This window comes from Rhizobium chutanense (assembly GCF_002531935.1).
Lineage (GTDB): Bacteria > Pseudomonadota > Alphaproteobacteria > Rhizobiales > Rhizobiaceae > Rhizobium > Rhizobium chutanense.
Genome location: NZ_NWSV01000017.1, coordinates 88093 through 109618, shown reverse-complemented (window position 1 = coordinate 109618; position 21526 = coordinate 88093). Strand labels below are relative to the sequence as shown.

General features: G+C 58.3%; 16 protein-coding genes and 1 tRNA gene. 9 read left to right on the top strand and 8 right to left on the bottom strand.

Annotated features, from left to right (window positions below; all coding sequences use genetic code 11):
- Positions 1 to 23 precede the first annotated feature (23 nt).
- From CO666_RS22425 to chvE, 5 genes are all read right to left on the bottom strand, one after another.
- Positions 24 to 1457 carry an aldehyde dehydrogenase family protein gene (locus CO666_RS22425; RefSeq protein WP_097614385.1) on the bottom strand — a complete coding sequence of 478 codons (1434 nt, stop codon included), beginning with the start codon at positions 1455 to 1457 and terminating at the stop codon, positions 24 to 26.
- 35 nt (positions 1458 to 1492) lie between these two features.
- Positions 1493 to 2488, bottom strand: coding sequence for an AraD1 family protein (araD1, locus tag CO666_RS22420; protein WP_097614384.1), 996 nt, complete (start codon positions 2486 to 2488; stop codon positions 1493 to 1495).
- A gap of 117 nt (positions 2489 to 2605) precedes the next feature.
- Positions 2606 to 3817 (bottom strand): multiple monosaccharide ABC transporter permease, encoded by a 1212-nt coding sequence (gene mmsB, locus CO666_RS22415; RefSeq protein ID WP_097614383.1) that lies wholly within the window; start codon positions 3815 to 3817, stop codon positions 2606 to 2608.
- A complete protein-coding gene (mmsA, locus tag CO666_RS22410) occupies positions 3814 to 5352 on the bottom strand; it encodes a multiple monosaccharide ABC transporter ATP-binding protein (RefSeq protein WP_085738038.1) in 1539 nt (512 codons plus the stop codon). The genes mmsB and mmsA overlap by 4 nt, the downstream gene beginning before the upstream one ends.
- Positions 5353 to 5448: 96 nt before the next feature.
- Entirely contained in the window at positions 5449 to 6513 is a 1065-nt protein-coding gene (chvE, locus tag CO666_RS22405) for a multiple monosaccharide ABC transporter substrate-binding protein (RefSeq protein ID WP_097614382.1), read from the bottom strand.
- 271 nt (positions 6514 to 6784) lie between these two features.
- Between chvE and CO666_RS22400 the strand changes: the two genes are divergently transcribed.
- Positions 6785 to 7789, top strand: coding sequence for a LysR family transcriptional regulator (locus CO666_RS22400; protein ID WP_097614381.1), 1005 nt, complete (start codon positions 6785 to 6787; stop codon positions 7787 to 7789).
- A gap of 74 nt (positions 7790 to 7863) precedes the next feature.
- Positions 7864 to 8331, top strand: a complete 468-nt coding sequence (locus CO666_RS22395; RefSeq protein ID WP_097614380.1) for a hypothetical protein — start codon at positions 7864 to 7866, stop codon at positions 8329 to 8331.
- On the opposite strand, the gene CO666_RS22390 is transcribed toward CO666_RS22395, so the two are convergent.
- Positions 8332 to 8610: a hypothetical protein gene (locus CO666_RS22390; protein ID WP_097614379.1), complete on the bottom strand. Its 279-nt coding sequence runs from the start codon at positions 8608 to 8610 to the stop codon at positions 8332 to 8334. It abuts the gene before it with no gap.
- 176 nt (positions 8611 to 8786) lie between these two features.
- On the opposite strand from CO666_RS22390, the gene iolG reads away from it, so the two are divergent.
- Complete coding sequence (gene iolG / locus CO666_RS22385) at positions 8787 to 9779, top strand: inositol 2-dehydrogenase (RefSeq protein ID WP_097614378.1); 993 nt, start codon at positions 8787 to 8789, stop codon at positions 9777 to 9779.
- Between the two features lie 286 nt (positions 9780 to 10065).
- Here the strand turns inward: iolG and CO666_RS22380 are convergent, their stop codons facing one another.
- Positions 10066 to 11289 carry an ROK family transcriptional regulator gene (locus CO666_RS22380; RefSeq protein WP_097614377.1) on the bottom strand — a complete coding sequence of 408 codons (1224 nt, stop codon included), beginning with the start codon at positions 11287 to 11289 and terminating at the stop codon, positions 10066 to 10068.
- A 225-nt stretch (positions 11290 to 11514) separates the two neighbouring features.
- Here CO666_RS22380 and xylF point away from each other — a divergent pair, with 225 nt between their 5' ends.
- The 6 genes from xylF to CO666_RS22345 all read left to right on the top strand — a co-directional run bounded on the left by xylF (position 11515) and on the right by CO666_RS22345 (position 19137).
- The gene (gene xylF, locus CO666_RS22375) at positions 11515 to 12555 is read left to right on the top strand and encodes a D-xylose ABC transporter substrate-binding protein (protein ID WP_097614376.1); all 1041 of its coding nucleotides are present in this window, start codon (positions 11515 to 11517) and stop codon (positions 12553 to 12555) included.
- 254 nt (positions 12556 to 12809) lie between these two features.
- Positions 12810 to 14123 carry a sugar ABC transporter permease gene (locus CO666_RS22370; protein WP_097614375.1) on the top strand — a complete coding sequence of 438 codons (1314 nt, stop codon included), beginning with the start codon at positions 12810 to 12812 and terminating at the stop codon, positions 14121 to 14123.
- Between the two features lie 14 nt (positions 14124 to 14137).
- Complete coding sequence (locus CO666_RS22365; protein ID WP_003581354.1) at positions 14138 to 14920, top strand: ATP-binding cassette domain-containing protein; 783 nt, start codon at positions 14138 to 14140, stop codon at positions 14918 to 14920.
- Positions 14921 to 15121: 201 nt separating this feature from the next.
- Positions 15122 to 15198: transfer RNA gene (locus CO666_RS22360), tRNA-Arg, on the top strand.
- 898 nt (positions 15199 to 16096) lie between these two features.
- Positions 16097 to 16828 (top strand): hypothetical protein, encoded by a 732-nt coding sequence (locus CO666_RS22350; RefSeq protein ID WP_143540356.1) that lies wholly within the window; start codon positions 16097 to 16099, stop codon positions 16826 to 16828.
- A complete protein-coding gene (locus CO666_RS22345) occupies positions 16825 to 19137 on the top strand; it encodes a UvrD-helicase domain-containing protein (protein ID WP_097614373.1) in 2313 nt (770 codons plus the stop codon). The genes CO666_RS22350 and CO666_RS22345 overlap by 4 nt, the downstream gene beginning before the upstream one ends.
- A gap of 215 nt (positions 19138 to 19352) precedes the next feature.
- Here the strand turns inward: CO666_RS22345 and CO666_RS22340 are convergent, their stop codons facing one another.
- Complete coding sequence (locus CO666_RS22340) at positions 19353 to 20831, bottom strand: hypothetical protein (protein ID WP_143540354.1); 1479 nt, start codon at positions 20829 to 20831, stop codon at positions 19353 to 19355.
- Positions 20832 to 21526: the final 695 nt, after the last annotated feature.

Below are 21526 nucleotides of genomic sequence, written 5' to 3'. Positions count from 1 at the left end.
GGCCCGGATCATCGCCCTTTGTTTTAAGCCAGCGTGTAGGCTGTTTTGACGGTTGTGTAGAATTCGGCAGCGTACTTGCCCTGCTCGCGCGGACCGTAGGACGAACCCTTGCGGCCGCCGAACGGAACGTGGAAATCGACGCCGGCCGTCGGCAGGTTGACCATCACCATGCCGGCTTCCGAATTGCGCTTGAAATGCGTCGCATGTTTCAGGCTTGTTGTGGCGATGCCGGCAGAAAGGCCGAACGGCGTGTCGTTGGCGATGGCGAGCGCCTCGTCGTAATCTCTAGCGCGGATCACCGAGACCACGGGGCCGAAGATCTCCTCGCGCGAAATGCGCATCTGGTTGGTCGCTTCGGTAAACAGCGTCGGCTGCAGATAGAAGCCGGGCGTGTCGCGGGAGACGAGTTCGCCGCCGAAGGCGAGCTTGGCGCCTTCCTTTTTGCCGATCTCGATATAATCGGTATCGGTCTTCAACTGCCGCTCATCGACGACCGGGCCGATATGGGTGCCGGCCTTCAGCGCATTGTCGACGACAAGCGTCTTCAGCTTGTCGGTCAGCGCCGCGACGAACTTGTCGTGGATGCCTTCGGTGACGATGAGGCGCGACGAGGCGGTGCAGCGCTGGCCGGTGGAGAAGAAGCCGGAATTGGCGGCGGCTTCGACGGCGACGGAAAGATCGGCATCGTCGAGCACGACCATCGGGTTCTTGCCGCCCATCTCGAGCTGGAACTTGCGGTTATGCTCGATGGAGGCGGCGGCGACCCGCCGGCCAGTGCCGGTGGAGCCGGTGAAGGTGATGCCGTGAACGTCGGGGCTTTCGAGCATGGCCTGGCCGACCACCGAGCCCTTGCCCATGACGAGGTTCAGGACGCCCTTCGGCAGCCCGGCGCGGTTCAGGATATCGACGATCGCCCAGGAGCAAGCCGGCACCAGTTCGGCCGGCTTGAAGACGATGGTGTTGCCGTAGCAGAGCGCCGGGGCGATCTTCCAGGCGGGAATGGCGATCGGGAAGTTCCACGGCGTGATGATGCCGATAACGCCGAGGCCCTCTCGGGTGATTTCGACGCCGATATTCGGGCGAACCGACGGGATGACCTCGCCGGCCAGCCTGAGCGCCTCGCCTGCAAAGAATTCGAAAATCTGCGAGGCGCGGATGACTTCGCCGGTGGCCTCCGGCAGGGTCTTGCCTTCCTCGCGGGCGAGCAGCGCGCCGAGTTCGTCCTTGCGCGCCATGATCTCGTCGCCGGCCTTCTTCAGGATGACGTGGCGTTCCCAGATGCCGGAGCGCGACCAGGCCGGAAAGGCGGCCTTGGCGGCGGCGATGGCGTTCTTGGTGTCCTCGGCGCTGCCGTCGGCATAGAGGCCGACGACTTCGTTCGTATCGGACGGGTTGATGTTCTTCGTCGCGTCGGTGCCGACCCATTCGCCGGCGATCAGGTTTTGATAAATGGTCATGGGCTGAACAAGCCTCCTCTACCGTCTATGGAAAATCAGAGCTGCGTGACGGCGATCTCTTCTTCGGCGGCCACCTTCAGCGGATTGCGCAGCGCCAGGCCGAATTCGGCGACTTCGATTTCGAAGACATCGCCCTCTTCCGCCTTGATGCCGTCGGCAAAGGACAGCGTCGCCGTGCCGAACATATGGACATGCACATCGCCCGGGACACGGAAGATGCCGTATTTGAAATGGTGATATTCGAGATTGGCGAAGGTGTGCGACATGTTCGCCTCGCCCGACAGGAAGGGCTTTTCGAAGATCACCTTGTCGCCGCGTTTGATGCGCGAAGTGCCGCGAATATCGTCGGGGGCGGCGCCGATGCGGATTTCCGGACCATAGGCGGCCGGGCGCAGTTTCGAGTGGGCCAGATAGAGATAGTTGATCCGCTCGGTGACGTGGTCCGAAAACTCGTTCGACAGGGCAAAGCCGATGCGGAACGGCGAGCCGTCCTTGGCGATCACATAGATGCCGGCCATTTCAGGCTCTTCGCCGCCGTCGAGCGCGAAGGAGGGCGAGACGAGCGGCGCGCCGGGGGCGGCCGTGCCATAACCGTTGCCCTTGTAGAACCATTCGGGCTGCACGCCCTTTTCGCCCGCCTTCGGCTTGCCGTTCTCCAGGCCCATCTTGAACATCTTCATCGAGTCGGTCAGCGTTTCCTCGGCCGCCTCGCTGGTCTTCTTGTGCATGGAATCGCGCGTTGCCGCCGATCCCAGATGTGTCAGGCCGGTGCCGGTGAGATGCAGGTGGGCGGCGTCCGGATGGGTGATCGGCGGCAGGAAACGGCCTTCCGCATAGGCCTTTTCGAGATCGACGGCATCGCCGTAACCATGGGCCTCGATGACAGCGGCAAGCGACTTGCCGCCGTCGGCGGCTTCCATCGCCAGCGCATAGACGCTGCCGGCATTGTTGACCGACCTGGCCGCGCCGCCCTGCTCGCGCACGGCGACGACGATCTCTCCGTTGGCACCCTTGATCTGGGAAATAAGCACGACTTCAATCCTTCTCGTTTCGGCGAGGCTTGAGAAAAAGCTCCGCCTGTCCGGCTCCCACGGGAGCCGGAATCCATCATTCATATGACTGCGAATGCCCGGGCTGCGCTTAGGCGCTCAGCCCTTGTTCTTGTTGTAGACGTCGAAGAACACGGCGGCGAGAAGCACCGCGCCCTTGACCATCTGCTGCGAGTCGGTGCCGAGGCCGTGGATCGACATGCCGTTGTTCATGATGCCCATGATAAGCGCGCCGATAACGGCACCGGTCACCTTGCCGACGCCGCCCTGGGCCGATGCGCCGCCGATGAAGCAGGCCGCGATGACGTCGAGCTCGAGACCGAAACCGCCCTTGGCGGTCGCCGAGTTGAGGCGCAGCGCCACGATGAGGCCAGCCAGGCCGGCAAGCAGACCCATATTGGCGAAGGTCAGGAAGGTCAGCCGCTCGGTGTTGATACCGGAAAGCTTGGTCGCCTTCTCGTTGCCGCCCATGGCGTAGATGCGCCGGCCGATGGTCGTGCGACGGGTGATGAAGGCATAGGCGGCGACGAGGACGAGCATGACGACAAGCACGTTCGGGAAGCCGCGATAGATCGACAGCTGGAGGCCGAGCCCGAGAACCGCGAGCGCGACAATGCCGTTCTGGACGAGGAAGAAGAACATGGGCTCGACATCATTGCCATGCTTCTCGTTCGAAAGACGCTTGCGCCAAGCCATATAGAAGAGCGTGACGGCGCCGATGACGGTCAGGATGATCGAGGTCGAGTTGATGCCGCCCATATCGAAGAGGTTCGGCAGGAAGCCGATGCTGATCAGCTGGAACTCCGGCGGGAAAGGGCCGATGCTGGTGCCGGTGCCGGATGCCGTCATCACGAACAGCGTCAGGCCGCGGAAGACCAGCATGCCGGCGAGCGTGACGATGAAGGACGGGATCTTGTGATAGGCGACGAAATAGCCCTGAACGCCGCCGACAACCGCCCCCATGGCAAGGCAGACGATACCGGCCAGGACATAGTTGGTGTGCCACTGCACCGTCATCACGCCGGCGATGGCGCCGATGAAGCCGACGACCGAGCCGACCGAGAGATCGATATGGCCGGCGACGATGACCAGCAGCATGCCGAGCGCCATGATGACGATGAAGGAGTTCTGCAGAATGATGTTGGTCAGGTTGAGCGGCCTGAAGAGAACGCCACCGGTCGAGAACTGGAAGAACACCATGATCGCGATGAGCGCGATGAACATGCCGTATTCGCGGATGTTGCCGCGAATATAGTCTCCGATGGAGACGACACGCCCCTGCTCAGCGATGGGTTGATTGATCGGCGTCATTGTTTCTTCTCCCCTGAGCGCATGATAGCGCGCATGATGGTTTCCTGGCTTGCTTCTCCCTTCGGCAGTTCCGCGACGATGCGTCCTTCGTTCATCACGTAGATGCGGTCACACGTGCCAAGCAGTTCGGGCATTTCCGACGAGATCATCAGAACGCCCTTTCCATCGGCGGCAAGCTGGTTGATGATAGTATAGATTTCGTATTTTGCGCCAACGTCGATGCCGCGCGTCGGCTCGTCGAGGATCAAAATATCGGGATTGGAAAACAGCCACTTCGACAGCACCACCTTCTGCTGGTTGCCGCCGGACAGATTGACCGTCTCCTGGAAGATGCTTGAAGAGCGGATGCGCAACTTCGAGCGATAGTCGGTCGCCACCCGCGATTCCTTGACGCTGTCGATGACCGAGGCATTCGACACCGCCTTCAGATTGACGAGCGTCGTATTGTGCAGGATCGTGTCGTTGAGCACGAGGCCGAGCTGCTTGCGGTCTTCGGTGACGTAGGCGAGACCGGCGTCGATCGCCTTGCGCACGGTGCTGACGTCGACCGGCTTGCCGTGCATCAGCGCCTCGCCCGAGATCTTGTGGCCATAGGACTTGCCGAACAGGCTCATGGCGAATTCGGTGCGCCCTGCCCCCATCAGCCCGGCGATACCGACGACTTCGCCCTTGCGGACGGTGACGTTGATATTGTGCAGGACCTGACGGTCGCGGTGCTGCTGGTGATAGGCGTTCCAGTTCTTCACTTCGAGAATGGTTTCGCCGATCGGCACCGAACGCGGTGGATAGCGGTCCTCGAGATCGCGGCCGACCATGTTGCGGATGATGATGTCTTCGCTGATCTCGTCGGCGTGACAGTCGAGCGTCTTGACGGTCATGCCGTCGCGCAGGACGGTGATCTGGTCGGCGACCTTGCGGATCTCGTTCAGCTTGTGGGAAATGATGATCGAGGTGATGCCCTGCTTGCGGAACTCCATCAGCAGCATGAGCAGCGCGTCGGAATCGCTTTCGTTGAGCGAGGCGGTGGGCTCGTCGAGGATGAGCAGCTTGACGCTCTTCGACAGCGCCTTGGCGATCTCGACCAGCTGCTGCTTGCCGACGCCGATATCGGTCACCAAAGTGTTCGGAGATTCGGACAGGCCGACTTTCTTGAGCAGCTGCTTGGTGCGGTTGAAGGTCTCGTCCCAGCTGATGACGCCGCTCTTGGCGTTCTCGTTGCCGAGGAAGATGTTTTCGCCGATCGACAGCAACGGCACCAGCGCCAGTTCCTGGTGAATGATGACGATGCCGATTTCTTCGGAGTCCCTCAGCGCCTTGAAGTTGCGCGTCTCGCCTTCATAGACGATGTCGCCGTCATAACTTCCGGTGGGATAAACGCCCGATAGGACTTTCATCAGGGTCGATTTGCCGGCCCCGTTTTCGCCGACCAATGCGTGAATTTCACCCTTGCGAACCTTGAGGTTCACGTTCTCCAGCGCCTTCACGCCCGGGAACGTCTTGGTGATGCTCCGCATTTCGAGGATGGTGTTGTCCATAGTCAAAGTTCCAGCGCCCCCAGCCATTTAATGGATGGGTCATCATAAAATCGAAGGCCGGAACCCGCAAGCGCGGGCCCCGGCCTCCTGTTCAACTTACTTCAGCTTGTCTTCGGTGTAGTAACCGCTGTCGACCAGGATCTGCTTGTAGTTGGTCTTGTCGACGGCAACCGGCTTCAGCAGATAGGACGGAACGACCTTGACGCCGTTGTCGTAGGTCTTGGTGTCGTTGACCTCAGGCTCCTTGCCGGACATGACGGCATCGACCATGGCAACAGTGACCTTGGCGAGTTCGCGGGTGTCCTTGAAGATCGTCGAGTGCTGTTCGCCAGCAATGATCGACTTGACCGACGGGATTTCAGCGTCCTGGCCGGTGACGATCGGCAGCGGCTGAGCAGCCGTACCGTAACCAACGCCCTTCAGCGAGGAGATGATACCGATCGACAGACCGTCATAGGGAGACAGGACGGCATCGACCTTGGCATCGGTGTAGTTGGCCGAGAGCAGGTTGTCCATGCGGGCCTGGGCCGTTGCCGGATCCCAACGCAGCGTGCCGACCTTGTCCATGCCGGTCTGGCCGGACTTCACGACCAGCTTGCCCGAGTCGATGTAGGGCTGCAGGACGGACATGGCGCCATCATAGAAGAAGAAGGCGTTGTTGTCGTCCGGCGAACCGCCGAAGAGTTCGATGTTGAACGGACCCTTGCCATCCTTGAGGCCGAGGCCGTCAACGATGGAGCCGGCCTGCAGAACGCCGACCTGGAAGTTGTCGAAGGTTGCGTAGTAGTCGACGTTGCCCGAATCGCGGATCAGACGGTCATAAGCGATGACCTTGATGCCGGCGTCGTGTGCCTTCTGGAGAACGTCGGAAAGCGTGGTGCCGTCGATCGAAGCGATGACGAGAACCTTGACGCCCTTCGTGACCATGTTTTCGATCTGCGAAAGCTGGTTCGGAATGTCGTCGTCGCCATACTGCAGGTCGGTGCCGTAACCGGCGGCCTGCAGCTGCTTGACGATGTTGTTGCCGTCGTCGATCCAGCGGGCAGAAGCCTTGGTCGGCATGGCAATGCCGACGGTGCCCTTATCCGCGGCCATAGCCGGTGCAACGAACGAAGCGACGCCGAAGGCAGCCGCAGCCATCAATGAGATAATGGATTTCATTTCTCTCTCCCTTGTTAATAGAGCAGCGGACGAAAAATCGCCCGCCCCGAAACTGTGGCAGGTTCCGTATTGGATAGTTACTTCAGATGGTGAGAAACGAAGTAGGTCTCCTCCACGATCTCACACGTGTTGAGTGCCAACCAGCACACGGCGGCAAACTGGTATGGATTCCTATAACTGTCAAATAGAATAACTGGTAATGTGCATAACAATTTTGGTATATCGTTAAAAAGTATTACTTTTGATGGAGCGCAGTGGGGAGGCTGCAACCATGACGATCGTTTCCGAGCCCATTTCGATGGACCACGTCGATATCGCCAGTGACAATTTCGGCGATGACAACCTTTTGCGTGCAGGACTTAAACTGAATCACCTGCGGATGATCGTCGCAATCGAAGATAGTGGACAGATTTCCGCAGCTGCGGAAGTCCTGAACATTTCGCAGCCCGCCGCATCGCGCATGCTGTCGGAAATGGAATCGATCACCAAGACCCAGCTCTATGAGCGGGTGGCCCGCGGCGTGGTGCTGACGACCTTCGGCGCGGCGCTCGCCAGACGGGCGCGGAAGATCCTGCTGGAACTGCGCGAGGCGAGCCGCGAAATCGGCGAGCTGAAGAGCGGCAAGGGCGGCGCGGTCTTCATCGGCGCGGTGACGGCGCCGGCCATGAGCCTCGTCGTGCCGGCGATCAACAGGGTGCGCAAGGCATATCCCGGCATCGAGATCAACATTCAGGTGGAGACCAGCAACGTGCTGGCGCGCGAGCTGCTCGCCGCCCGCCACGACTTCATCATCGGCCGCATTCCCGACGATCTCAACCCGCGCCTGTTCGAAGTGACCGAAATCGGCGTCGAGCGGGCCTGCCTGATCGTGCGCAAGAGCCATCCGCTGCTGAAGCAGAAGGCGAGCAGCCTCTCCGACGTCCGCGATTACGACTGGGTGTTCCAGCCGCCGGGCACGCTGCTGCGCCGGACGATCGAGGATATTTTCCTGTCGCGCGGCGTGGCGCTGCCGGAGAATATCGTCAACACCTCATCGCTGTTGCTCACCTGCGCGGTCATCTGCGAAACCGATGCGATCGCCCCCGTTGCCATCGACGTCGCCCAGTTCCTCGCCGGCCAGGGCGCCAAGGCCTCCGACGTGCGCATGCTGCCGATCGATTTCGACATCAACGTCAAGCCCTACAGCCTGATCGCCGCCAAGGAGAGGGCGCTGCCGCCGAGCGCAAGGCTGCTTTATGACATTATCCTCGAGGAGAGCCTGAAGCAGGCCGGCTAAAAGCGTATGCGGTTTTCGGGCGACAAGCCCGGCGCCATCTTGCTCTCTTTTAATACCCTTCGAAAGGAAGGTGGATGCTGTTCGGACAGTCGGTATTTCAATCAGTCCTCGAGCGGCTGAAGGCGGAGGACGAGACGGAAGAAGAGGCTGAGGCGCCGGCCGCCCATCGCGTCGCCGGCCTCGGCACGGGGCTGGCCTTCGATGTCATGGAGGGTGTCTCGGTCGCCTCGCAACGCCCGGGCCAGGCCTATTTCGACAATCTGGATCTCGACGCCGCCGCCGGGCTTGTGGAAAAACCGGCGCCTTTAGCTCCGCCCGAGCCTGTGATGCCGGATCATCTCACCCGCACGGCACCGCAGGAAGTCGCCGCCGAGCTTGCAATTTCGGCGGCCGATACGCCGCTGACGCTCGGCGAGAAGCGGCGCGCCTTCGCCCGCGCCAATCACCCCGACGGTGTCGCCCTGCCCTTCCGCGACAATGCGACGAAGCGCATGATGCTGGCCAATCTACTGATCGACGAAGCACTGCGGCGATTGCGCTGATTATTCCGCCTGCCCGTCCTTCGACGGCTTTGCCTGAGGGGTTTCCTCTTGCTCTTCCTCGACGTCGGGCCCGGCAGGCGGCGCGGCGACCTCAGGCTGCGGCTTGAAGGTCCAGAACAGCATATAGAAGGAATAGGCGCCGGCGCCTCCCGCCAGCACTGCCCAGAACGGATCGCCGGTGATCAGTTCGACCCCGGCCCAGCCGAAGCAGACGGCAACGATGGCAATCCGCACCCAGAGGCGCCTGTATGCCGGATGGTTGGGATCGATCAGTTGCATCTTTGCTCCGCGGTCGGATATGTCGCACTGCGCTTTGCATGTGTCGCACTGCTCTTTAGTTCGAATCTTGCAAATGTGAAAGAGCCGCGGGCTTGACGCCGCGCATGGAAGATGGAATGAAAATTCCAGATTTTTGGCAATTCGGTTCATTTATTCCGAATTCAAGGGAGGTTGAAATGACTGTAAGATTTGGTCTTCTCGGCGCCGGCCGCATCGGCAAGGTTCACGCCAAGGCCGTCAGCGGCGACGCCAATGCGACGCTGGTTGCCGTCGCGGACGCCTTTCCGCAGGCGGCGGAAGCCATCGCTTCGGCCTATGGCTGCGAGGTTCGCACCATCGAAGCGATCGAGGCCGCCAAGGATATCGACGCCGTCGTCATTTGCACGCCGACCGACACCCATGCCGACCTGATCGAGCGTTTCGCCCGCGCCGGCAAGGCGATCTTCTGCGAAAAGCCGATCGATCTCGATGTCGCCCGCGTCAAGGCCTGCATCAAGGTGGTGGAAGAAACCGGCGCCAAGCTGATGGTCGGCTTCAACCGCCGCTTCGACCCGCATTTCATGGCGGTGCGCAAGGTGATCGACGACGGCAAGATCGGCGATGTCGAAATGGTGACGATCACCTCGCGCGACCCCGGCGCCCCGCCGGTCGACTATATCAAGCGCTCGGGCGGCATCTTCCGCGACATGACCATCCACGATTTCGACATGGCCCGCTTCCTGCTCGGCGAAGAGCCGGTCTCGGTGCTGGCGACCGCCGCCGTCCTGGTCGACAAGGCGATCGGCGAAGCCGGCGACTATGACAGCGTCTCGGTGATCCTGCAGACCAAATCCGGCAAGCAGGCCGTCATTTCCAACTCCCGCCGCGCCACCTATGGCTACGACCAGCGCATCGAAGTGCATGGCGCCAAGGGCATGGCATCAGCCGAAAACCAGCGCCCGGTCTCGATCGAAGTGGCCAACGGCGACGGCTACACCCGCCCGCCGCTGCATGATTTCTTCATGACCCGCTACACCGAAGCCTACGCCAACGAAATCGCCGCCTTCATCGCCGCGATCGAAAAGGGCACGAAGATTGCGCCCTCCGGCGCCGATGGCCTGGCAGCATTGGCGCTCGCCGATGCCGCGGTGCAGTCGGTCAAAGAAGGCAAGCTGATCAAGATCGGCTGACGATCCTCTCCCGATCGGACGTCGTGCATGAGATGGCCGGGCATTGCCCGGCCGTTTTTGCGTTTGATGACAAGGCGCGAAAACCCCTCCCCAACCCCTCCCCACAAGGGGGCGGGGCTTAACCTGCCGCACCCGTTTTCCATATCCGCGACGTTTCGAGTGGAACGAGACGGGCGCTCCAGGGCAGCCCCTCCCCCTTGTGGGGAGGGGTTGGGGAGGGGTCTTTTTTCTGCCGCGACCTCTCGCCCTGTGCACGTCACAGGAATGAGCAAGAGGAGATGCGTCCTCATTCCCCGCCCTGCACCCCCGAGATTACGATATCCTGGTCGATCACCGAGAGCGCCCGGTTGAGATGGCCCTCGAAGACGAGGATCGGTTCGTCGGGGACGACGCGGATTTCCGGCATGCCTTCCATGCGGACGATATGGGATTGGCCGAGGCCTTCTTCGATGCCCTGGCGCAGCAGGTCGTAATAGCGGGTGCCGGGGCCGGTGATTGATATGGGCATGCGTTCCGTGAGGCTGAGCATGCGTGACAGGCCGTTGCCGAGCGCCAGGCCGGCCTGGCGGAAGGCGAAGGTGGAGGTGCGGTGGCCTTGGCGGGCGCGGGCGGCGATCTTGTCGAGTTCGGCGACCGGCACGAACTTGGCCGGGATCGTATCGAGCGGCACTTCGAAGGCGCTGCGCAGGATGGCGTAGAAGCCGGCATAGGCCTCGATGCAGCCGCGAGTGCCGCAGCGACAGAGGCCGCCACCTGCCATGTGCAGCATGTGGCCGAAATTCGGGGCCGAGACCTCCTGGCCGGTCTCATTGCCGCGCCGGACGATGCCGAGGCCGATGCTGTGGCCGAGCGACAGGGCGGCGAGCGAGCGGAAATCGGCGCCCTTGACGATCTCCTCGCGCGCGCCGAGGGCGGCGGCGACCAGCAGCGTCTCGTTATCGAGGATGACTTTGGCCTGCCATTCCGGCCGCAGCGCCGATTCGAAATCGATCTGGTCGCTGCCGAAGATCGGCGACCAGACAAGCACCGGCTCGGTGGAATTGACCAGTCCTTTGCTGCTGATCGAAATCAGCAGCACTTTTTCCTGGCTGATTTTCGACCGATCGAGAATGCGTGAAAGACCGGTACGCACGGCCTGGACGAATCGGCCAGCGCCCGAGGGATCATGCGAGCGCTCCTCGCTGAAACGGTCGATCAGCTTGCCGGCATAATCCACCAGCGAATATTGCACGGCATCCGAGGAGATGATGACGACGATAAGATAGCCGCAATCGCGCCGCTGGCGCAGAAGCACACGCGGCCGGCCGCGGCCGCTGGCCGCCTGCTGCTCGGATTTTTCGATGATCTGGGCTTTTTCCAGCTCCGTGGTGATCGCCGAAATGGTGGCCGAGGAAAGGCCGGTGAAATCCGATATTTCGGTATGCGCCAGCTGACCGTGGCGGCGCAGCACGGACAGCACGAGCACGCTGTTTCTCTGCCGGACCAGCTCCGTGCTCGACTTGGTCAGCATGAATGCCGCCCTCTCCTCCCGCTATTCACTCTTGCTTTCCACTGCATCTCCGGCCGCTGCTGCGCAAGGAAATTAAGCCGGCAGTCCAGTGTTGACAGCTGAAAAAATCTCTGACATCAAATTTCTCGACTGTCGAGAAAATAATCCGAACTTTCCTCGACAGCTTTACGCGGTGGCCGGAGGAAGCATGGGCTGGGCCGGTCGCAACTCACTCGGGAGGACATTATGAAGTCTATTTTGAAATTGATGGCCGGCGCTGCCATCCTCGTTTCCGTTCATACCGCCGCCATGGCTGCCGATCTCGTCGTCGGCGTTTCCTGGTCGAACTTCCAGGAAGAACGCTGGAAGACCGACGAAGCCGCCATCAAGAAGGCTCTCGAAGCCAAGGGCGCCAAGTATATTTCCGCTGACGCGCAGTCCTCTGCCGCCAAGCAGCTCACCGACGTCGAATCGCTGATCTCGCAGGGCGCCAACGCGCTGATCATTCTCGCCCAGGATTCCGACGCCATCGGCCCGGCGATCGAAAAGGCCGCTGCCGAGGGCATCCCGGTCGTCGGCTACGACCGCCTGATCGAAAATCCGGCCGCCTTCTACATCACCTTCGACAACAAGGAAGTCGGCCGCCTGCAGGCCGAGGGCGTCTTCAAGGCCAAGCCGGAAGGCAACTACGTCTTCATCAAGGGCTCGTCTTCCGATCCGAACGCCGACTTCCTGTTCTCGGGCCAGCAGGAAGTGCTGAAGGCCGCGATCGACGCCGGCAAGATCAAGAATGTCGGCGAAGCCTATACCGACGGCTGGCTGCCGGAGAACGCCCAGCGCAACATGGAGCAGTTCCTGACCGCCAACAACAACAAGGTTGACGCCGTCGTCGCCTCCAACGACGGCACGGCCGGCGGCGCGATCGCAGCGCTCGACGCCCAGGGCCTCGCCGGCTCCGTTCCGGTTTCCGGCCAGGACGGCGACAAGGCGGCGCTGAACCGCATCGCGCTCGGCACGCAGACGGTTTCCGTCTGGAAGGACAGCCGCGAACTCGGCAAGCGCGCCGCAGAAATCGCTCTCGACCTCGCCGGCGGCAAGGACATGAGCAAGGTCGACGGCGCACAGGCTTTCAAGGGCGGCCCGAAGGGCGTGGAAATGCAGTCGGTCTTCCTGAAGCCGCTTGCCATCACCAAGGACAACCTGAACGTCGTCATCGACGCCGGCTGGATTTCCAAGGCTGAAGCCTGCCAGGGCGTCAAGGCCGGCACGGTTGCCGCCTGCAAGTAAGCAGCGCCTAACTGAACTGCCGGCGCCGCAGCGGAAAGACCGCTGCGGCGCCGGATGCGGGAACTCCAACGACGAAGTTCCTCCGCCTCGCCGCGCCATCGCGGATTTTCATTCCCTGCCGGAAGGGTGTCGCGACGCCACGCGTGCGGTTTCCGGGAAGCATCGCGATGGTCAGTTGAAGAACAGACGCCGCCGCCGGCAGCCTTAAGCACGCCGGCGCGTCCGTCCAAACACAATGGGGGAACGGCAAACCCATGGCCGAAATGGTAAAATCAACGACTTCAAGCGGACCGCGAACGGCAGAAGCCGGTCCGGTGGCCCGCTTTTTCCGCGCCACCGAGATCGACACGCGCCTGCTCGGCATGATCGGCGCGCTGGTCATCATCTGGATCGGTTTCCACATCATCACCGGCGGCCTGTTCCTGACCCCGCGCAATCTCTGGAACCTCTCGGTCCAGACGACCGATATCGCGATCATGACGACGGGCATGGTGCTGATCATCGTCACCCGCAACATCGACCTTTCGGTCGGTTCCGTGCTCGGCCTCTGCGGCATGATCATGGGCGTGACGCAGGCCAAGATCCTGCCTGAATATATCGGCTTCGACAGCCCCTTCACCTGGGTGATCACGCTGCTCATCGGCCTGATCGCCGGCGGCCTGATCGGCGCTTTCCAGGGCATCATCATCGCCTTCCTCAACGTTCCCTCCTTCATCGTCACGCTTGGCGGCCTGCTGGTCTGGCGCGGCGCCACCTGGCTCGTCACCAGCGGCCAGACGGTTGCGCCGATGGACCAGACCTTCCGCATCATGGGCGGCGGCGCTGAAGGCTCGATCGGCGCCACGTGGAGCTGGATCGTCGGCATCGGCGCCTGCCTCTTCGTCATCGCCAGCATCATCGGCTCGCGCCGGCAGCGCCGCCGCTTCGGCTTTCCGCAGCGGCCGGTCTGGGCGGAATATTTCCTGGCGACGCTGAGCTGCGTGCTGATCCTTGGCGCCGTCTCGATCGCCAACAGCTATTACTGGCCGATCAACATCGCCAAGAAATATGCCGAGACCAACAATATCCCCTGGCCGGAGACCGGCCTGGATATTCCCTACGGCATCGCCGTGCCGGTGCTGATCGCCATCGTCGTCGGCATCATCATGACCTTCATCGCCACACGGCTGCGCTTCGGCCGCTATGTCTTCGCGATCGGCGGCAACCCCGAGGCGGCCGAACTCGCCGGCATCAAGACCCGCTGGGTCACCGTGCGCATCTTCGCACTGATGGGCGTTTTGGCCGCTATCGCAGCGGCGATTTCCACCGCCCGCCTCAACGCCGCGACGAACTCCCAGGGCACGCTCGACGAGCTCTACACCATCGCCGCCGCCGTTATCGGCGGAACGTCGCTGGCAGGCGGCACCGGCACCATCGCCGGCGCCATGCTCGGCGCGCTCGTCATGCAGTCGCTGCAGTCGGGCATGGTGCTGGCGCATGTCGACACACCGCTGCAGAGCGTCGTCGTCGGCACCGTCCTTGTCGTGGCGGTCTGGCTCGACACCGTCTACCGCGCCCGTGCCAAGTGAGAGGAGCCCCAGATATGGCTGATCAACGCACTCCCCTCGTGGAACTGAAAAACATCTCGATCTCCTTCGGCGGCATCCACGCCGTGGACAATGCCTCGGTGGATCTCTACCCCGGCGAAGTGGTGGCCCTGCTCGGCCATAACGGCGCCGGCAAATCGACGCTGATCAAGATCCTCTCCGGCGCCTACAAGCGTGACGGCGGCGAGATCCTGATCAACGGCGAGCCGGCCGACATCCGCAATCCGCGCGATGCCAAGAAATACGGCATCGAGACGATCTACCAGACGCTTGCCGTCGCCGACAATGTCGATGCAGCCGCCAACCTCTATCTCGGCCGCGAGCTGAAGACCCGCTGGGGCACGCTCGACGACGTGGCGATGGAAGCCTCGGCCCGCCAGGTAATGGGGCGGCTCAACCCCAACTTCAAGCGCTTCAAGGAGCCGGTGAAGGCGCTTTCGGGCGGCCAGCGGCAATCGGTGGCAATCGCTCGCGCCATCCTCTTCAACGCCCGCATCCTGATCATGGACGAGCCGACGGCAGCCCTCGGGCCGCAGGAGACGGCGCAGGTGGGTGAGCTGATCAAGCAGCTGAAGAAGGAAGGCATCGGCATCTTCCTCATCAGCCACGACATCCACGACGTCTTCGACCTCGCCGACCGCGTCTCGGTGATGAAGAACGGCCAGGTGGTGGGCCACGCCCGCACCGAGGACGTGACCAAGGACGAGGTGCTCGGCATGATCATCCTCGGCAAGGTGCCGCCGAAAGCGATCCCCGGCCCCGGCGCCATGCAGATCTGACAGCAAGGCGACAAGCCCACGACAACCCACTCCGCCGCCCGCAAGGCCGGCGGAGTTTTTTATGCGTTCTCGCAGGCTGACGGATAAAAACACGTGCCAAACCGCAGGCATCGGTATTTCTGAGAATTTCGCGATTGAAGCCGGCCGCAAGCTAGGCTAAGAACCACCCATCGGACAGGCGATTCAAACCGCCTCAGGCATGCACCCGTAGCTCAGCTGGATAGAGTGTTGGATTCCGATTCCAAAGGTCACAGGTTCGAATCCTGTCGGGTGCGCCACCGACTACCGGTTCATTCTGGACACATAGGTGGTTTATTCCTGAGAGATGGGTAACAACGTCGTGCTGGACGGTTGTCGGCTTGCAACGTCCCCTGCTCCAGGTCGACATATCCCAATTCATAATGCATTCAGCTTATGAGCCAAATGCCGTCGTCGAGGTCCTTGAGGCCGAGCCGCTGTCCGGCCATGCCGGTGGAGAGCAATGCCTGATCCAAGCGCCCGTGCGGTCGCTCATACACCCGCGATGCTGCCAATCGTTAACCTCGCGAACGCTATCGGGCTTGATATCCGCCGATAGTCTTCGTCCGCTTCCGTCCATAGAACGCCGACTGAGCGACAGCATGATTGCGTTCGACCATATCCTCGAGGTCTTGATCTCTTCTTGGATCTGGTAGTGACGCTACCGCGCCATACCTATCTGCGCTCCCATCCTGACCGATCGACGTGAGCACAAATTCTTCGGCAAGGCTATGCAGAGGTTCGAATGTAAAGCTGGCTGTGACCCGTGCGGAAATAGTGCGCGGGCGAAAAAGGTTTGGCGTATTCAAAATCATCTAGGCTCCAATCGTCGGTAATGAATATTTAGCAATCACTATCCTAGATGGGTTTTCCCCAAACAACATCCTATACTTGTAGAAACAGAATCAGTTATCAAAATCTAAGGCTTTTTGTGCGGCGCGGTGGACATGTTCAGGAGTCTGCGGCGAGCAAAGGCACCTAGGGTTTAAGTTTTCTGATAAAGGCAGAGTTAAAGTGGCATTGAAAAGTCGGGGAAGACCGTTTTTGAGTCAAGCCGAAATCGGCCTCATCACCCAAGGCACGATCTTCTCTTGCGCCCATGCATCTAGGTATCTTTCGAGGGCAGTGCATGGGCTAGCGATAACCGCCAGATGTGACATGGCGCAAAAGAAATATGGGCTGCTTAACTACGTTCCTGTAGTTAAACTCGAAGATTGGCTTCGTATAGATGGGCTAGAAATACTTATCGCAGACGAATCAAGGGACCTGAAGGGACGAGTGGAAAGTGCACTCCGAGACTCCGGGCTTGCCACATCGCTGACTGTCGCTATTCCTCTTCGCAAGATCGCTTCAATCCATTTCTCACCTGAAGGAGGCGATAGAAAATCACGCGAACGCGCCGAAAAATTCTCGGGTCTCATCGACCTTATTGAACAATTTGAAGCTTCGATCGCCGCTGGATCTGACGAAGCCCTAGGGTGGTTTAAACGTTATCGAACGAAAAAGGTCGCCGAACTGATCCGAAAACTCAGCAGACATGATGTGACCGGCTTTTACTTCCTAGAACGACTAGCAGAGCTCGACCCTCCCAGCGGTTATGTTTGTTTGCTGCGAGAAGTAACCACAATTCCGCAGGCAATAGCCGAAGAACTGGCAAATGGCCTGACGAAAGCTGCGTGGAAGGAGCGCTATGAACGGGGCGGGACGGGGTGCCTAAAATTTGACGCCGACGATTTTGGAATGCCAATCTCTCAAATTGCATCACCCACGATCGAACACTTGATGCAGTGTTTTTCAAATCTTTTCGGCAGGATAGGCTTACCTGATCCCTTGGAAGATGAAATATCTTTGATAATCACTGCATCCACACAGTTGGAGGAAGCGCATTGAAATACGTTTGCATTGACGACGGCGCGGTGCGTGAGCTTATCTCTGGCCGCGAGCTACAAAGTGTCGATTTCGAAGATGGGCGGCGGTTGATTGAAAGACTTCAAGGCAGAACCCAAGTCTTCAAAGGGACCGGCAGCTTTCTCGTCAATCTTGATAAAGATGGGATGTACCTGACAACACCTGGGAAATGGAAAGACAAAAAGTACCTCGTTGTCGATTGCGAAAGTTCGAATCTGTTTAGTAGCGTGAGAGATGCTGAAACCCTTACATCCCTCCAAAAGCTTTTGAGATTCTGCTCGAAGTTTTGGAGCGGGAGCAATGCTTATACGCCAGCCGAAAAAATGATCGCCGGCACGAGCAAAACAATTCTCTTTCCCCTGCCGTTTTCAAGTGGAACAGGCTTTCGCGTCGCGATAGAGCGCGAACCGATGAAGGAGCGTCTCGAACGTCGCGATTTGTCGGGGAATTTCTTATTAGTATACAAGACCGGCTTTGATGGGGCTAATTCCTTTACTGAAGAAGCAAGCCTCCAGAATTTTCGTAAGGTTATCGAGGCGCTCCCATCAGTCTATGATGCACTCCCTCGCAGGATTGAATTCATCAATGAGCACGAGCAGAATAAAACTCGAAATGGCGTGTTTGACGAACTAAAGATCGCTGCGCCGCGTAATCAGCTGCCACGCGGCAACATGTTGACTCTGGGTGATTGGCTTCCACGACTTACGAAACAACAGAGACAGTTTGTGCAGGCACCAGTCGAACAGGCGCTTCGATTAGTCGGCGCCGCCGGCACAGGAAAGACCACGACACTAATTCTCCGCACCATGTTTATACTTCTCAAGGCGGAGAGCGATAAGCAACAGATGAGGGCACTGTTTGTTACGCCGAGCGAGGCAACGCGGAAGTCGATACTTGAATCGCTACAAGTCATTAATCCGAACGGCTTTTGGGAGAGGGACCCGAAGAGTTCGGCCGTTTCTCTGACCGTAACAACTCTAGCGTCCATATGCGCCGACAAGCTCAATCAAACAATCCAAGAAACCGAGTTTGTAGATAGAGACGCCCAAGACTCTAAAGTGATGCAGGGCCTCTACATTGAACAAGCCATCGCAGAAGCCCGCGCGAATGATTTTAAATCCCACGCCCCTCACCTAAGCGATAAGTTCCGTTCGTTTTTCGATGAGACCGAGAATACTGATCTCGTAGACTTATTCCAACATGAGATAAGCATGCAGATAAAGGGGCGTGCCGGCGATCCTTTTGATGCTTACAAAGAATGCCCTCCGCTAAAATATGGCCTTCCAGTTGAAACTGACGCTGATCGGGGTTTTGTCTTCAGTGTATTCAGAAAATACCAGCGACAACTAGTCGATGTAGCGCAATTTGACACAGATGACGTTGTCCTTTCAGCCACCGGCCAGCTTGACACACCGATCTGGCGGCGTAGACGATCTCTTGAAGGTTATGATTTCATAGCGATCGATGAAGCACATCTTTTCAATATAAATGAACTTCACCTGTTCCATTACTTCACAAGAGATCCAAGCGCCGCGCCGATTTCTTTCGCGATCGACCAAGCGCAGGCCGTGGGTGAGCGTGGATGGGAAGTGAGCAAAGAACTCGAATCTAATCACGGACGACAGGAAGAGGAATTAAATTATGGAACCGTTTTCCGCAGCTCAACCCAAATAATTGAGCTTTCTGCTTCGATCCTTGCTTCGGGAGCTAATCTATTTTCAAACTTTAAAGATACATTAAAAGGGGCGCAGAGCGGATTTACCAGCGACGACGAAAGGAGGACACAGCCCGTTCGATTCATAGAGGCTGTTGATGACGACACCATGGTGGAGCTTGCGTTTAAACGCGCTGCCGAACTCGGAGCCCTGACAGAATCCTCGCCGTCAGACATACTAATCACCTGCCTCGCACCCGATTTGCTCCAATCGCTTAAAGATTACGCGGCAAAGCGGCGCAAACCGATCACAGTGCTGGACCGCCGGGGTGACTATGCAAAGGTCCGGTCCGCTCAACGCGATGGCCTCATGCTGCTTGGCCACGCTGACTACGTAGGTGGTCTAGAATTTAATATTGTAATTGTTGTTGGTGTCGATAAAGGGCGAGTTCCGTATGAGGGGTCTTCAACCACCAAGGAGTCGCGGAACTTCATGAGATATATCGCCCACAACAGGCTCTATGTGGCGTGTTCAAGAGCACGCTTTGCACTCGAATTATTGGGCGTCAAAGCACGCGGTCCGAGTGACATTCTAAGCGGCGCTTTTACCAAAAATCTTTTAGAGCTTGTAGAATAGCCGCGTACGTACCACGATGCTTGCATCTTGTTTGACGATACTACAGGTCCTGGTATTGGATTCCGCCCCTCAAGAGGACGGAGGCGCATGAAGAAGCAGAGATTTGCGGAATAGCAGATCATTGCGGCGCTGAAAGAACAAGAGGGCCGGACTCTGATCCATTCTGGAGGAAGTTCTCAGGGGCAAGTCAGAGGTCGCGATTGCGCCCTCCACCTTCACCGATCGGCATTGCGGTAATCGAAGCTTATAAGCAGGCTGTTTGGGCCTACGTCATATGGCGCAGAAAAGATACGGCGAACATCGTTGCGCACAACCACCGGGACTCCGTCAACCAGATCCCACTGGCTTGAGCTTATTTGCTCTTTGAGCTTATTTCGAATTGCGGAGCCGAGTTTGTCGGCCAGAATGTTATTTAGGACGTTCTTGCCAATAAATTCAGCAAGGAAGCCGATACCAAAATCCATCAGATCGTAGATAGTTCCTGCGACAAGCGTCAAGTTCAAGTCATCAATTGATACGAGCGTGCCGCGGAGCTTAACCGTGCCTTGTTGATCCACTGCTGGATAAAAGCCAAGGCGAACATTCGGATTTGGATGAAGCGGACTGCAGAACGCCAATCCGCCTCCTATTGGGATTCTGGCAAAGCACAAGTCCTGCGTAACAGCCACTTTCACCGTTACCGCAATATCCTGATCCACGAAAATACCGCCACCAGCTGTGTCGAAGGAAAGACTCGCCTCCCCGAAACTAACGGTCGCATCGGCGGTGAAACCTATAAAGCCGTTGTCCGACACGCTAAGATTAATATCCTTTGCTGCCCGATCAATCCGCGTGATTGCAGACGCTGTTTTCCGGCTAATGTACAAGCCGGCTACACCGCTACCATTGGGCCGAAGTCCGAAATCCTTATGTGGGTCTTTCCGCTCTGGAATTGGAGTGCTTAAACCTCCGGCACCGATAGTATCCCCCTCACCTTTCCCTTGAGAGTCGTCTTGAAATACTGGTGGAGGCTTCAATCCAATATCAGGACCATCACATAGACATGGCAGATGGCCCTCGTTCATCCTGAATTCGGTTACAATGCCGACTGCCTTGCCCTTGTTGACAGCAAACAACTTCGCGTTCGATCCAAAATGTATCGAAGGAAATAGGATAGATAGGTCGTAGGCAACTGGCTGACTCAGGATGTTCGCAATAGCCTTTGGGACCACTGAGTAGCCGATAACGCCTTCCATCCGAGCAAGCTCTATATCGTTATTGCCCGGATTTGCTCTCTTAAATTCGTCAACCTTAATTGAATATTCCGGTTGGGACAAAAGTATCTTGTTGTTCTGATAGGCAATCGGAATACGAATTTCGGAAAGGGAAAATCTAATAGTCGACAGGACGTTTGCTGGGGCGTCTGCTTGGAAAACTTCAACAGCAATTGTCGCCGTTGTGTCTAGGAAAACAGCGATCTTATTTGACCCCGGATTCGGGTCGCTAATCGCCGTGCTGGCATTTTGGTTCGCCCACTCGAAGGTAGAAAGTCTAGCGCCTAGAATGCTATCCTTAGGGACGATGCGTTTGTTGAGGAGCGTCTGGGCCTGCTGGTTCATAGATGCTTGCAGAACCTCACCCAGAGCCTCATTTTCCAAGTATGCAGCAAACCGATCATCGGCATAATACGCCAAATCTTCATGGATTTTTCGCATCTTCCCCCCAATTTATTTCTAATAGATCGCGTAAAACTAAATATGTATATCTTCGCTATAAAGATACCTGTTTAGCGACTTATGTATACTCATTCAAACGAGGAAAACTGAAACAAGTCTTCCATGGTTGCTATTCTTCAAGTTTTAGACATCATCCATCAAGTACTCATGCTCTAGGAATTTTCGTAAAATTGCAAGGGGCGGAGACACTAAATTCAACCATTTCGGGAATAGTTGGAAAAACGTGCCCTTATATCGGAAAAATTCAGGCTACTCTGCGGATACATGTGCAAGAGGTTGCCGTCGGAGCAGTGAAAGGAGTGAGTGGAAGGGGTTTCTCAAGGTCGGCGAAGTGAGCTGCGGCGTCAGCCTATATTCCGAGGCGAAAGAAGAAAAATCGAAAGACTGTATCAAGCCCGCGTAAGCGGGCTTTTCGTCGCCTTCTTGGTGGCGTAACCGCGGATACCCGTGGTAGGTTCAATCCTAACGCGGGAAGGATTCCACTCTCGAAACGGGAATAGACCCCACTAGCAAATGATTTTTTTAACAAAGAAGTCACTTGCAATCGAGCCGCAGGTGCAAATCTTCGCGGCCTCACCAACCAGCGTCTGGACAGGAAAGCGGTTCCGTGGCATCAAAAAAGACATGAACACCGCGCGCACCCATTCAAAGCTCCTACTCGCCATCATTCCGAT